This is a genomic window from Curvibacter sp. Hmag1.1, from assembly GCF_059769165.1.
Genome location: NZ_JBMBGX010000002.1, coordinates 3,361,390 through 3,374,697, shown reverse-complemented (window position 1 = coordinate 3,374,697; position 13,308 = coordinate 3,361,390). Strand labels below are relative to the sequence as shown.

At 60.2% G+C, this 13,308-nt stretch carries 14 protein-coding genes; 8 read left to right on the top strand and 6 right to left on the bottom strand.

The window, feature by feature from the left end; genetic code table 11:
* Positions 1–20: 20 nt before the first annotated feature.
* Positions 21–590, bottom strand: a complete 570-nt coding sequence (locus ACOAP0_RS16385) for a YggT family protein (RefSeq protein WP_498377290.1) — start codon at positions 588–590, stop codon at positions 21–23.
* A gap of 119 nt (positions 591–709) precedes the next feature.
* On the opposite strand from ACOAP0_RS16385, the gene lysS reads away from it, so the two are divergent.
* The 4 genes from lysS to ACOAP0_RS16365 all read left to right on the top strand — a co-directional run bounded on the left by lysS (position 710) and on the right by ACOAP0_RS16365 (position 4,153).
* Positions 710–2,257: a lysine--tRNA ligase gene (gene lysS, locus ACOAP0_RS16380; protein ID WP_498377289.1), complete on the top strand. Its 1,548-nt coding sequence runs from the start codon at positions 710–712 to the stop codon at positions 2,255–2,257.
* A 55-nt stretch (positions 2,258–2,312) separates the two neighbouring features.
* Positions 2,313–2,846, top strand: coding sequence for a YgjP-like metallopeptidase domain-containing protein (locus tag ACOAP0_RS16375; RefSeq protein WP_498377288.1), 534 nt, complete (start codon positions 2,313–2,315; stop codon positions 2,844–2,846).
* Positions 2,847–2,849: 3 nt separating this feature from the next.
* Positions 2,850–3,470 (top strand): pseudouridine synthase, encoded by a 621-nt coding sequence (locus ACOAP0_RS16370; protein WP_498377287.1) that lies wholly within the window; start codon positions 2,850–2,852, stop codon positions 3,468–3,470.
* Positions 3,471–3,553: 83 nt separating this feature from the next.
* Positions 3,554–4,153 (top strand): chalcone isomerase family protein, encoded by a 600-nt coding sequence (locus tag ACOAP0_RS16365; protein WP_498377286.1) that lies wholly within the window; start codon positions 3,554–3,556, stop codon positions 4,151–4,153.
* 3 nt (positions 4,154–4,156) lie between these two features.
* Here the strand turns inward: ACOAP0_RS16365 and ACOAP0_RS16360 are convergent, their stop codons facing one another.
* The 4 genes from ACOAP0_RS16360 to ACOAP0_RS16345 are packed head-to-tail and all read right to left on the bottom strand — an operon-like array spanning position 4,157 to position 5,785.
* A complete protein-coding gene (locus tag ACOAP0_RS16360; protein ID WP_498377285.1) occupies positions 4,157–4,369 on the bottom strand; it encodes a DUF3820 family protein in 213 nt (70 codons plus the stop codon).
* Positions 4,369–4,734 (bottom strand): translation initiation factor Sui1, encoded by a 366-nt coding sequence (locus tag ACOAP0_RS16355; protein WP_498377284.1) that lies wholly within the window; start codon positions 4,732–4,734, stop codon positions 4,369–4,371. Before ACOAP0_RS16355 ends, ACOAP0_RS16360 begins: the two co-directional genes overlap by 1 nt.
* 17 nt (positions 4,735–4,751) lie before the next feature.
* Positions 4,752–5,339, bottom strand: a complete 588-nt coding sequence (locus ACOAP0_RS16350; RefSeq protein ID WP_498377282.1) for an OmpA family protein — start codon at positions 5,337–5,339, stop codon at positions 4,752–4,754.
* Positions 5,336–5,785, bottom strand: coding sequence for a FecR family protein (locus ACOAP0_RS16345; RefSeq protein WP_498377281.1), 450 nt, complete (start codon positions 5,783–5,785; stop codon positions 5,336–5,338). Before ACOAP0_RS16345 ends, ACOAP0_RS16350 begins: the two co-directional genes overlap by 4 nt.
* 188 nt (positions 5,786–5,973) lie before the next feature.
* On the opposite strand from ACOAP0_RS16345, the gene ACOAP0_RS16340 reads away from it, so the two are divergent.
* From ACOAP0_RS16340 to ACOAP0_RS16325, 4 genes are all read left to right on the top strand, one after another.
* Positions 5,974–6,201: a hypothetical protein gene (locus tag ACOAP0_RS16340; protein ID WP_498377280.1), complete on the top strand. Its 228-nt coding sequence runs from the start codon at positions 5,974–5,976 to the stop codon at positions 6,199–6,201.
* Positions 6,201–10,214, top strand: a complete 4,014-nt coding sequence (locus ACOAP0_RS16335; protein ID WP_498377279.1) for a Pls/PosA family non-ribosomal peptide synthetase — start codon at positions 6,201–6,203, stop codon at positions 10,212–10,214. Before ACOAP0_RS16340 ends, ACOAP0_RS16335 begins: the two co-directional genes overlap by 1 nt.
* A gap of 58 nt (positions 10,215–10,272) precedes the next feature.
* On the top strand, positions 10,273–10,830 hold the full coding sequence (locus ACOAP0_RS16330; protein ID WP_498377277.1) for a 4'-phosphopantetheinyl transferase family protein: 558 nt from the start codon (positions 10,273–10,275) through the stop codon (positions 10,828–10,830).
* 265 nt (positions 10,831–11,095) lie between these two features.
* Positions 11,096–12,814: a S8 family serine peptidase gene (locus ACOAP0_RS16325; protein ID WP_498377276.1), complete on the top strand. Its 1,719-nt coding sequence runs from the start codon at positions 11,096–11,098 to the stop codon at positions 12,812–12,814.
* On the opposite strand, the gene rrtA is transcribed toward ACOAP0_RS16325, so the two are convergent.
* A complete protein-coding gene (gene rrtA, locus ACOAP0_RS16320) occupies positions 12,767–13,288 on the bottom strand; it encodes a rhombosortase (RefSeq protein ID WP_498377274.1) in 522 nt (173 codons plus the stop codon). The two genes, ACOAP0_RS16325 and rrtA, sit on opposite strands and share 48 nt — an antisense overlap.
* Positions 13,289–13,308 lie beyond the last annotated feature (20 nt).

Here is a 13,308-nt window from a genome sequence, read left to right as displayed (position 1 = left end):
CATCGGGCCTCTTTTTTTTATCACGCCACTGCAGAGAGCAGCCCGTACTGCACATCGCCCAGCACGATGGTGAATATCTGTAGCAACACCAGCAGCACCAGCGGCGACAAATCCACACCGCCCACCAAGGGCAACACCTTACGGATGGGCGCCAATACGGGGGTCACCAGACGCTCCATGAGGTCGGACAAAAAAGACTGGGTCTGCACCCAGCTCAGCACTGCGTACACCAGCACCATGGCTGTCAGGCCGGACAGGCTCAAACGCACCAGCCCCAGCAGGGCCAGCACGACGATAGACATGGGCGTGACGCCAAAGCCATTCAAGGACCACAGAACCGCGAAGTGGGCCAGCTGAATCAAAAAAGCAGCCGTCAGGCTGGCCATGTCCCAACGGCCCAAGGCAGGAATCACACGCCGCAAGGGCAAGACGATCCAGTCCGTCAAGGCAAAAACAAATCGTCCCAATGGATTACCCGATCGGGCGGAGAGCGGAATGCGCTGATGCTGCATATATAGGCGCATCAGGGCGGTTGTGGTTAACAAACCGGATACGACTTCCAACAACAGGGCAACGATTTTGTAGAGCATGGGCCATCCAAGTGAAGTGCGAGCGCATCATAGCGGCAGGCCGCCCTCTTACAATGGAGGGTTACGGCCAAAGCCCCGTGAGGGGTGCCGAATTCCCACCCGAACCCAAAAGTCACTCCATGTCTGACCAAAACCAAGTCGCTCCCGCACCGCAAGACGAAAACCAGTTGATCCACGAGCGCCGCGAAAAGCTCAAGGTACTGCGCGAGCAACAGGTGGCCGGCCAAGGCGTGGCCTTCCCGAACGACTTCCAGCCCGAGCACAAGGCTGAAGAACTGTTCGCCAGCTACAACGACAAGACCACCGAAGAACTGGCCGCCTTGGGCGCCACCGCCAAGGTCGCAGGCCGCATGATGCTCAAGCGGGTCATGGGCAAGGCCAGCTTCTGCACGCTGCAAGACTCCTCTTTCGGCCCGAGCGGCGGCCGCATACAGCTGTATGTGCGTGGTGAAGACGTGGGTGTGGACCTGTACGCCGCTTTCAAGCACTGGGATTTGGGCGACATCGTGGCGGCCGAAGGCACCTTGTTCAAAACCAAGACCGGTGAACTCTCCATTCACGCCACCAGCATCCGCCTGCTCACCAAGAGCCTGCGCCCGATGCCGGACAAATTCCATGGAATGGCCGACCAGGAAACCAAATACCGCCAGCGCTATGTGGACCTGATGACCGATGTGGAGTCGCGCAAGCGTTTCGTGGCACGCAGCAAAGCCGTGAGCGCCCTACGCGAGTTCATGGTCAGCCACAACTTTCTGGAAGTGGAAACTCCCATGCTGCACCCCATTCCCGGTGGTGCCAACGCCAAGCCGTTCAAAACCCACCACAACGCGCTGGACCAGGAAATGTTCTTGCGCATTGCGCCCGAGCTGTACCTCAAGCGCCTGATCGTCGGTGGCTTTGACCGCGTGTTCGAAATCAACCGCAGCTACCGCAACGAAGGTATCTCGGTGCGCCACAACCCCGAGTTCACCATGATGGAGTTCTACGCGGCCTACTGGAACTACCAGGACCTGATGGACTACACCGAGAAGCTGATCCGCGACGCAGCCCGGAAGGCCACTGGCGGCTTGCAACTCAGCTATGCCGGCAAACCTGTGGACTTGGAGCAGCCGTTTGAACGCCTGACCATTGTTGAAGCCATCCAAAAATACACCGACGCTGGCGACAACGTGTTTGACGCTACCTGGCTGACCAATGCCGTCAAAAAGCTGGGCCTGACCGAAGCCAAGAACCGACTGGAAGGCCGCAGCCTGGCCAGCCTGCAGGTGCTGTACTTTGAAGAAACCGTGGAAGAGAAGCTCTGGAACCCCACCTTCATCATGGAGCACCCCACCGAAATCTCGCCACTGGCCCGCGCCAACGACGACCGCCCTGAAGTGACCGAGCGCTTTGAGCTCTACATCACCGGCCGCGAGTTCGGCAACGGCTTCAGCGAGCTGAACGACGCCGAAGACCAGGCCGCCCGCTTCCAAGCCCAAGTGGCTGCCAAAGACAGCGGCGACGACGAGGCCATGCACTTCGACCACGACTTTGTGCGCGCACTGGAATACGGCATGCCCCCCACCGGCGGCTGCGGTATCGGCATCGACCGCCTGATGATGTTGCTGACCGACAGCGCCAGCATCCGCGACGTGATTTTGTTCCCCGCGCTGCGCCGCGAGGTGTGATTCAGATTTGAAGAAAAATCGGCCTCTGGCGCCCGCAGAATCTGCGCGAGCAGCTATGAAAATGGTAGCAACACCTGCGCTGCGCTACCTGAATGGCTATCCTGCAGACACGCTGGCCCAAGTGCAGCGCATGCTAGACGAGGGCCGGGTGGGTGACTGGCTCACCCGCCGCCACCCGCAAGCGCACGGGGTGCGGACCGACAAGGTGCTGTACGACTATGTGCAGGACATCAAGTCAGACTATCTGCGCAGCACCGAGCCCCTGAGCAAAGTAGCGTTCGACAGCAAGCTGCATGTCGTCAAAAACGCGCTGGGCACGCACACCACGGTGTCGCGCGTACAGGGCAGCAAGCTCAAGAGCAAGCGCGAGATCCGGGTGGCCAGCCTGTTCAAGGACACGCCGGAGCCCTTCCTCAAGATGATCGTGGTGCACGAGCTGGCCCACCTGCGCGAGCGCGAGCACGACAAGGCCTTCTACCAGCTCTGCACCCACATGGAGCCCGCTTACCACCAACTGGAGTTCGAGGTGCGCATCTACCTCACGCATCTGGAAGCAACTGGCGAACGCCTGTGGGCGGCAGCCGACTAAACCATGCAGAACGCACCGCGCCGCCCTCGCCTTTCGGTGCGTGCCACTCCGTCGCCGCAGACACCTGCATCTGAGGTGCGCCTGATTTGCTTCAACAAGCCCTACGGCGTGCTCAGCCAGTTCACCCCTGAGGGGCGCTGGCGCGGGCTCAAAGACTTCATCGACATTCCCGGCGTCTACGTGGCAGGCCGACTGGACGCCGACAGCGAAGGCCTGCTGCTACTCACCAACGACGGCAAGCTGCAAGCGCGCATCAGCGACCCGCGCTTCAAGATGGAAAAGACTTACTGTGTGCAGGTAGAAGGCGAACCCGACGAAGCAGCCCTCACCGCTCTGCGCCAGGGCGTGATGCTCAACGACGGCATCACCCTGCCAGCACGCGCCCAACGCATCCCGCCACCAGAAGGCTTGTGGGAACGCGACCCGCCGGTGCGGGTCCGGCAAACCATCCCGACCAGCTGGATAGAGTTGGTGATCCGCGAGGGGCGCAACCGCCAGGTGAGGCGGATGACGGCGGCCGTCGGCTACCCGACCCTGCGATTGATTCGTGCCGCCATCGGCCCCTACCGCTTGCAGGGTCTGCCCCAGGGAACCTGGAAGGATGACTCACCAACTGCGATGTGAGGGACCCGTTTTCAAAATTACCGACCAGTAATTTTTTATCCTAGATAGTTGCATTTTCTGGGAATTGGGCCAAAAATACGCCCATGCAAGCCCTACCCCACACCACCGGCCCTACAGATCCCGACATCGTCGTCTTGCGCCGCCGCAAGGTGGTGATGCTGACGCTGCTGGGCACCCTTGTGCCGCCAACATGGGCGCAAGACGCGTCCGCCAACCGCGCGCCCTCCGTATTGAACGCCTATGGCGCTGATTGGCTGCCCAAAGGAAGCGGACCACTCAAATTCTTCGGGTTCAAAGCTTACGACGCCACGCTGTGGTTACCCGCAGCCAGCGGGGGGAGTTTCAGCTTCAACAGGGCTTTTGCGCTGGAAATTGTTTACAACACCTCGGTCAAAGCCAGCGATATCAACAACACCTCGCTGATTGAAATCTCGCGCATCAGCGCAGCCACGCCCGAACAAGTGCAGGCATGGTCCGCCTTCATGACAGGGATGTTTGTGGATGTGAAATCCGGCGACCGCCTGCTGGGCGTCCATGTGCCCGGCGCCGGGGCTCGATTCTTTCTGAACGGTCGACTATTGGGCGAAACACCCGATGCGGCCTTCAGTGAAGCATTTTTCAAAATCTGGCTGGACCCAAAGGCTCGCAAACCGGAACTGCGCGCGGCACTGTTGGGCCTTTAACAGCTAGCGCTGGCGCAGAGGCGTGAGCAAATCACTCAAGCCGTTATGGTCGATTTCATGCATCAGCTGCAACAGGCGGCCGATTTCGCTTTTGGGAAAGCCTGATCGGGCAAACCAGTTCAGGTAGTCGCCGGGCAAGTCTGCAATCAGACGCCCCTGGTATTTGCCGAAGGGCATGGTGCGCTCCACCAGTTTTTGCAGGTCTTCTGCCTGCATCAGCCGCCCGCACGCTTGACGGTAAAGCCTTGCGCGACCAGTGCGGCCATGACTTTGTCCACATGGTCACCCTGCACCTCGATCACACCATCTTTGACGGTGCCGCCCGAGCCGCAGGCGGCCTTGAGTTTTTTGCCCAGCGCAATCAGAGCGTCGTCGTCCAAGGGCACGCCCTTCACCAGCGTCACACCTTTGCCTGCGCGCCCTTTGGTTTCGCGGGACACACGCACAATGCCGTCGCCGGCAAGTCGTTTCGGCACCTGGCACACGCATTCGGCAATCGCCTGGCGGCACACCGGACAGGTGCGGCCCACCTCGGTGGAATACACCAGCCCACCCAGATCAGAGAGAGATTTTTTCGCCATCAAAAGTCAACCCGGACTCAGCGGATGATGATTTCCGCGCGGCGGTTGCGGGGCTCGTTGACATTGGCTTCTGTGGGCACCACGGGCTCTCGCTCGCCACGACCAATGGCCTCCACCAATGCAGGCTCGAATCCACGCTGAATCAACAGATTGCGGACGGCCTGTGCACGCTGCAAAGACAAGGTGTCGTTGGCTTGCGGGCTGCCGGTCCGGTCGGTATGCCCCACCACCTGAATGTCGCCACCGGCTCGGGCCGTTGCCTGCTCCAAGATGCCAGGCAACTGGTTTTGCGAATCGGGGGTCAATGTCGACGTGCCGGGCTCAAACTGCAACGTAAAGCGAACCGGCGGCAGAAAAGGCAACGCCAGCACAGCACCATGCCGCTTGGATACCTCTTCCGCATTGGATAGCTGGGCTTCCAGGCGGCCATCACGTTGTAGCGCTGCCGTCTGGTAAGGCTGCGTCAGGTCCACCACGCCAGCGGCACTTTGCACCTGCACCGCAGTGGCACGCCCGTCGTCTTGGGGCAGCAAGGTCACGCGACTAAGTGGCGCGCAGGCCTGCAAGCAGGCAACCAGCACCAACAAGGCGAGGCGCATGTTCATAGCACCTCCACGATGAAATCGGTGCCGCGCACACTGACCGTCGATGCCGGGGTGGTGACCTTGACGTTGTCAGGCTGGACCTTGCCCAAGAGCCCGGTCACCATGCGGATGGTGCCTTGCAACACGCGGATAGCCAGGTTGCCTTGTTGGGTGGTGCCATCAAACTGGAAGCGGGTGAGGTCTACCGTGGTGTTGGGGCCGATAGCGATGGTGGTGCCATCCCGCAACATCAATACCGCAGAACCGGTGGCATCGGTCTGCACACGATCCGCCTCCACCACCCCGCCGCCTGAAGCGACTGGGCGCTTGGCATCTCCCTGCCCCACGGTAACGGCGCCTTGCACAGCCTTGAAGGTGCCACTGCGGGCTTCCTGCGCCTGCACGGACTGTGTGAGCAAAACCAGTGCGCAGAGCAGGCCGGGCACCAAGAGGGAGGGAGACTTCATGATGGGTGGATTCATTGGGAACGTAGCCCTCCATGGTACCGGACGCACCCTGATACACCGAAGGCCCCGCCACGCGCCGTCGTCCAGCCGAATACAACCACTATCATTTTTATAGCTAGCCGCGCACTACCGTCGGGCGCAGTGTGCGAAAATAGTGCTTAAACCATTTCCGGCGAATCATCCGCACCATGTCCCGTCAAAGCGTCTGGGCCACCAAAGTGGCCGCTCTCATCAAAGGCAACAACAGCCAGGCTGCGCTTGCACAAATCAAGGTCGCGCCCACGGTGAGAGACCTCCAGCAACTGCGCGCCCTGATGACCGCCGATGGCAGCCTGCTCAAGCACCGCCTCATTGACGAAGCAACCCGCGACCAGATCGTGGCACTCTCCGCCCCCCGCCTGCACCGCTCCCCCTGATGTCTTTTGATTCGTTTTCGCCCGGTCCAGAGGGCGGTCTCGTCCTGCGCGGCCCGGACATGCCGGAGCTGTTGCGCCCGGAAATTCTGGCTGACCTGTTTGAAGCCAGCGCACTGCGCACACCTCACGCCATCGCCCTGAGCGATGGAGTGACCAGCCTCACCTATGAAGAACTGAATACGCAGGCTGACCGCGCCGCGAACCATTTGCTCGCGAACGGCATTGGTGGCGGCGATATGGTGGGCTTGTGGCTGCCGCGCGGCATCCCGCTCTTGGTACTGCAACTTGCCATTGCCAAAACCGGTGCCGCGTGGCTCCCCATGGATGCCGACACCCCCGCTGAGCGGGTGTGGAGCTGCCTGGAAGATGCGGCAACCAAAGGATTGATCAGCAGCCCTGACAGCGCGGCGCCCTTCGCCTCACACATGGAGGCACAAGGCATTGCCCTGTGGACCCCGGAAACCCTCTCCGCCGAAGCCCCGCCCCGTCGCCGCACGCACTGCAGCCCGAATCACCCGGCCTATGTGATTTACACCTCCGGCTCCACCGGCAAGCCCAAGGGCATCAGCATCACGCAAGGCAGCATTTGCCACTTTTTGCGCAGTGAGAACGTGCGATTGGGCGTGCGTGCGTCGGACCGCGTATACCAAGGTTTTTCGGTGGCGTTTGACATGTCATTTGAGGAAATCTGGATCAGCTACCTCGTGGGGGCCACCCTGTGGGTCGCCTCCAAGGAAGTCGCCAGCGACATCGAGAGCCTGCCGGGCGTGCTGGAGTGCGAAGGCATTACCGTGCTACACGCGGTACCCACCCTGCTGGGCCTTTTCAACCGCGACATCCCCGGACTGCGCATCATCAACCTCGGTGGCGAAATGTGTCCACCGGCCCTCGTGGACCGCTGGGCACGACCCGGACGGCAGGTGTTCAACACCTATGGGCCTACAGAGGCGACGGTGTCTGCCAGCCTGGCCGAATTGCATGCGGGCGAGCCGGTGACCATCGGCCAGCCCCTGCCGAACTATGGCCTGATGGTGCTGGATGTGAATAGCACCGGGAACCTGCAACTGGCACCACTTGGCTCGACCGGGGAGCTGTGCATCACGGGTCCGGGTGTGGCCGCCGGCTACTTGGGCCGCCCTGATTTGACGGCCGAAAAGTTCCTGCCCAACCCCTGGTCTACCGGCGACCACGACCAGCGGCTGTACCGCACCGGGGACCTGGCCTGCATCACCCCGGAGGGACAGGTGCAGTGCCTTGGCCGCACGGACGACCAGGTCAAGATCCGCGGCTTTCGGGTAGAGCTGGGCGAGATTGAGTCCGCGCTGTGTGACCAGTCCGGTGTGGCTGCCGCCGCCGTCATCCTGCGCGTGGAAGATGGCGTGGAGCAGCTGATCGCCTTTCTGGTGGGGGATGCGGCACACGCACTCGAATTACGCCACGCGCTGACGGAACGTTTGCCCGCCTACATGGTGCCCGGCCACTACGAGGTGCTACCTGCCATGCCACGGCTGGCCTCGGGCAAGATTGATCGCAAGCAGCTCAAGGCGCGACCGCTGAGTCAGTCGGCCACGGCCGACACCGGGTCCGACACACCGGAAACCCCTGCGGAGCAGGTGCTGTTTGCTGCGCTAGGCCATCTGTTCGCCGGGCAGGCTATCCGGCGCACTGCGGACTTCTTTACCGACCTGGGCGGGCATTCGCTGTTCGCAGCCCGCCTGGCATCGCGCCTGCGGCAACAGCCAGGCTACGCCCATGTAACGGTGCGCGACATCTACCAACACCGCACAGTGGGCGCGATTGCTCAGGCCATGGACGCGCCACGGGCTGATGCCGTCCAAGTCGACACTACTTGGGTACCACCCGGCACCTGGCAACGCTGGCGTTGTGGCCTCGCGCAGGCGGCGGCTATTCCCTGGCTGGTCGCCATGCGCATGGGCCAGTGGCTGGCGCCTTTCTTCACCTACCACTTCTTCACGGGTGAGCCAGAGGACTCTATTCCTTTGGCGATAGCCGCCTCCGTACTGGCTTATCTGCTGGCCACTGTGCTGGAGTTCGCGGTAGCGATTGCCGGTAAGTGGTTACTCATGGGACGCATGAAGCCGGGCAGCTACCCGCTGTGGGGGCTCACCTACTACCGCTGGTGGCTGGCGGACCGTCTGCTGGAGGCAGCGCCGGTGTATCTGCTGAGCGGCTCGTCCATGTATGGCTGGTGGCTGCGCGCATTGGGGGCCAAGGTAGGGCACGATGTAGTGATCGGCTCCGTTACGCTGCGCGTGCCGGATTTGCTGAACATTGGAGATGGCTGCAGCATTGGTAATGCGGTGAATTTCGAAAACGCGCGGGTGGAGCATGGCTTGCTGCGTATCGGCACCATCACACTGGAAGCTAACAGCGCGGTGAATTCCTACGCCGTGCTGGAGGGCAACACCCGCTTGCAGGCTTGGGCCCACTTGGAAGGCCAGTCCGCACTTCGTGATGGACAGACCATTCCCGCCGAACGCGTGTGGGCGGGCTCACCGGCAAGGGATACCGGCCGTTTTGAGCGTGAAGCACAAAAACCTCGCCCGGTGCTAACGCGTACCACCCAGTGGCTGGAAGGTATGTACTTCGTGGTCGGTGCCCTGCTGATTACGACCCTGTTTTTCCTGCCCGTGTTCCCCAGCTTTGTGCTGATCGACTGGATCGACGAAAACGAGCTGTTTCCCTGGCTGTCCTCGAACGAGCTGGGCTGGCAACTTGTGAAGTATTTTGTGTTGGCTTTTCCCGCAGCCGCTGTACTGCTCGTGTGCACGGCACTGCTATCGGCATGCATAAGGTGGACGGTGCTTCCCCGGCTACGCCCCGGCAGCTGGCCGGTGCACAGTGCGCTGTACTGCGCCAAATGGCTGGTGAACCAGATTCAGGAATCCAGCCTGCACGTGGTGCACGGGGTCTATGCCACGCTGTACGCGCCGTGGTGGTACCGCCTGCTGGGGGCCAAGGTCGGCCGCGATGCGGAAATTTCATCGGCTCTGGGGCTGGTGCCTGACATGCTGACTTTGGGGGACGAGACCTTTATCGCTGACGCAGTGATGTTGGGCGATGAGCACATCGACGGCGGCTGGATGAGCATGCAGCCCACCGTCATTTCCAAACGCAGTTTTGTAGGCAACGGCGCCTACATCCCGGATGGCACGGTGTTGCCGGAGAACGTGTTGATCGGCGTGCATTCCACTGCCCCTGCCAACGCGCGCATGAAGAATGGGGATACCTGGCTGGGTTCCCCGCCCCTGCACTTGCCGGCACGGGAAGAGACCGCTGGATTTTCCGAATCACTCACATTCAAGCCGTCACCGGGCCGCCGTTTGGCGCGGGGGCTGATTGAGGGCTTTCGCATCGTGGCACCCCACGCGATTGTGATTTCCGTGGGCTACACCATCGTCCTCAAAGTGATGCCGTATGCAGGTGAAGGGCTGTGGTGGACAGTGATCGGGTACCTCACCCTCTCCGGCCTGCTGTACGGACTGGGGACTTACCTTTTCGTGGTCGCACTCAAGTGGCTGCTGATGGGCCGCTACCGTAAGCGCAGCTCCCCGATGTGGACATCCTTCGTCTGGCTGTCCGAGGGAGTCACCAACTTGTTTGAAGGCATTGCCGTACCGAACTTCATGCGCTACCTGCGTGGCACACCGTGGTTGCCGGTCGCATTCAACCTGCTCGGCTGCCACATCGGCAAAGGCGTGTACATGGACACCACAGACATCACCGAGTTTGACTGTGTGTACATCGGCGACTACAGCGAACTCAACGCCCTCACCTGCCCGCAAACCCACTTGTTCGAGGATCGGGTGATGAAAATCGATTGTGTGCGGATCGGAGATCGCGTGTACCTCGCACCCCGTAGCGCGGTGCTCTACAGCGCAGAGGTCGGCTCCGGCGCGTGGCTGGGCCCCCTCACTCTGGTGATGAAGGGAGAAAGCATTCCCGCCGCCAGCAAGTGGAGTGGTTGCCCGGCTGCGCCTACGGCGGCCTGAGCCCTGCGGAGCCGTCGTAAAGCCTGTGCGAATCCATCTACGGTTCACAGAAGAAGCTGTGCAAGACTTGCGCGAACAGGACTTCGCACTGATCTCTTTAGCGCTGCGGCCCGGCCTCCCGCACGCAGAGGCGCGCAAGATGTCCAGAGCAACATTGCAGGACGCTTTGCAGCACCATTTCGGATGCGATGCCAACGCTGTCTCCATCGAAACGGCGTCCGGCAATGCACCTGTCGTTAAGGTTCGACGCCAGCGAGTGCATGTGTCATTCAGCTACGAAAAAGACTGGGCGTTCATAGCTCTCGATATGCACAGCCCCATCGGCATTGATGTTACGTTCATCAATCACGAAGCGGAATGGCTTGAGGAATGCATCAGGGTGGCCAAAGATTTTCTGCCACCTGCGATCTCACGAAAAATTGAAGGCTTGGCAGGCCTAGAGCGCGCCACTGCATTTGCCGAAGAGTGGGCCCTGCATGAAGCAAAACTTAAATGTATGGGCTTGCCACTCCAAGAATGGACAAGCGAACTCGAAGTTCGCTTGTCCGGGATGCGGTCGGGCTCGCTCGGAGACATCGAAGGTTTCATAGTCGCCTATGCGCGGAAGGAAAATTGAAAACCCTGATGACAGGCTAAACTGCCGCCGCATGAGGTCTCCACGAACCATTCTTAGTGCCTTTCTCGTTCCTGTTCTCCTGGGAACTGTGGGATTTGCCTTTTCGGAAACTTCCGGCTACTTTGATCTGCGATCCCGCACGCGGTCAGGCGAAAGTTTTCAGCCCTCTGTGCCGAAAGCCACGGAGCAGCTCCAACGCATTTTGGTGACTTTCAAGGACAACTCTGCACCCCGGAGTTCTCGTCAGGCCACGGTGGAGCAGCGAATGAAAGACCGGATGGCCACTGCTGCGTCAGAGGCCAGCTCTGGCAAGGTCAAGGGGCTCTCCTATCTGCGTGCGGTCTCAGGTAACAGCCACGTTTACCTCACAGACAGCACACTAGACAGGTCTTCCATGCAGACCGTGATTCAGGCACTGGCCAACGATCCGGCGATCGAGAGTGTCTCTATCGACGAACGGATGGTTCCACATGCGTTCAGCCCGAACGATGCAGCCTACGTGAACAACACCCAGTGGCAACTTAAGGCGCCCACGACGGATTTGGGAGCAGCAAACTTCGCTGGGGCCTGGAATCGCGTTACATCTGCTTCAGTTGCAGTCAGCGGCGAGAACGTCGTTGTAGCCGTATTGGACTCCGGCTATCGACCACACGCAGATTTAGCCGCCAACCTGCTGACTGGCTACGATTTTGTCCGTTTAGATCAGAATGGTTCTGCTTTTACGGCCAATGACGGTGATGGCAGAGATACTGATGCGCAAGACCCCGGGGACTGGAATACCAATACCAGCGCATGTGCGGCGCAGGCCACTTCGAGCTGGCATGGCACTCGGGTGGCAGGAATAATTGCAGCTGTCACCAATAACAACGCGGCCCTAGCCAGCATATCTGGTCAGCCGGCCATGGCCGGTACTGCCTACAAATCAAAGGTACTGCCCCTGAGAGTCTTGGGCGTCTGTGGTGGCTACATCTCAGACGTAGTCGATGCGATGCGTTGGGCAGTCGGTATTACTGTGAATGGACTCACCAATAGCAACCCGGCCAAGGTAATCAATTTGAGTTTAGGCGGAAGCGGAACATGCAACTCTCAATATCAATCGGCGATTGATGACGTGCGAAATTCAAAAAATGCAACTGTCGTCGTGTCCACTGGAAATGACAGCAGCAACACCACTATCACACAGCCTGCGAATTGCAAGAATGTGATTGCAGTAACTGCGCACAGGAAAGATGCCGCCAGCCCCGTATTTGCTAATGTAGGAGCGGGAACGACCATCAGTGCGCCAGGTGTGGAGATATACAGCACCAGCAACGACGGGGCCCAGGCCCCCGGGAACGACACTTTTACATCGGAAAACGGCACCAGTTTCTCCGCCCCCATGGTGAGCAGTGTCGCTGCCATGCTTTACCAGATTAAACCGGGGATTACGCCTGACGAGGTCACGTCCAGAATTATCAACAGCGTTCGCAGTTTTCCGGTCAGCACCTTTTGCAGCGGCAACTACCTGTGCGGAGCAGGATTGCTGGATGCAGATGCCGCAGTTGCACAAACATTGGACAACGATGCGCCCTTTGCCAACGCATATGCGAGCCAGACACATAACGTGGGACGGGGTACCTCCATCACCTTGACAGGAGTGGCTGGTGCCGGAACCAGCGGAACTAGCTTAGCGACCGTACAGTGGACCCAGGTTTCCGGCCCGGCAGTCACCATTTCCAACGCTACCGGCAATGTGGCAAGCATCCTCACCCCTGCAAGCTCCAACGACAACAACCTCGTTTTCCGCTTCAGAGCGACTACGCTGGCACCCGCCGCAAAAACAGCGGATAGTTTCGTCACTGTCAACATGGTGTCCGCGCCAGTCGCCGCTTCCGGCGGCGGTGGAGGTGGAGGCAGCTTGGAGAGCCTCAGTCTTTTGACCTTGGCTGTCCTAGCCCTATTGGCCACTGTTTGTGCGCCAAGAAGGTTTACGAAGGTGCGTTAGGACTGGAAAAAGTCCGCCGACGGCTCCAGCCAAATGTGCCGGATAGTAAACAGGGAAACCCCACACCGCAGGGCTTGTTTCCAACCCCAGTGCTAACAGCAGCTTGATTGCCAGGCCTGCCAACAGAGCAAAAGCTATCCAAACGGCCATTCGCGATTTGCGGAAGTGCCGTATCGCCATGAGGACGGCCCCACCAGCCGCCCATCCGTGCAAGGCACCGGAAGCGCCGGCGTAGTAGTCACAGTGCGCATCCCAAACCACGACCAAAGCGACACCCAGCATTCCGCCAGCCATCGCAAGGGCTTGCTCTTGCCAGCGTATCCATGGACGAAACAGGCTCCACAAAAGGATGGCACCTGCCAGGTTCGCCAGAGCGTGAACAGAGTTGAAGTGTGCGAATTGGGCACTGAAAGGCAGCCACCATTGCCCGTCCAGAAATACTTGGCGGCGATAGATCAGCGCGGCAAAGTCCATGGCCGGCGCTGCTCAGGGTC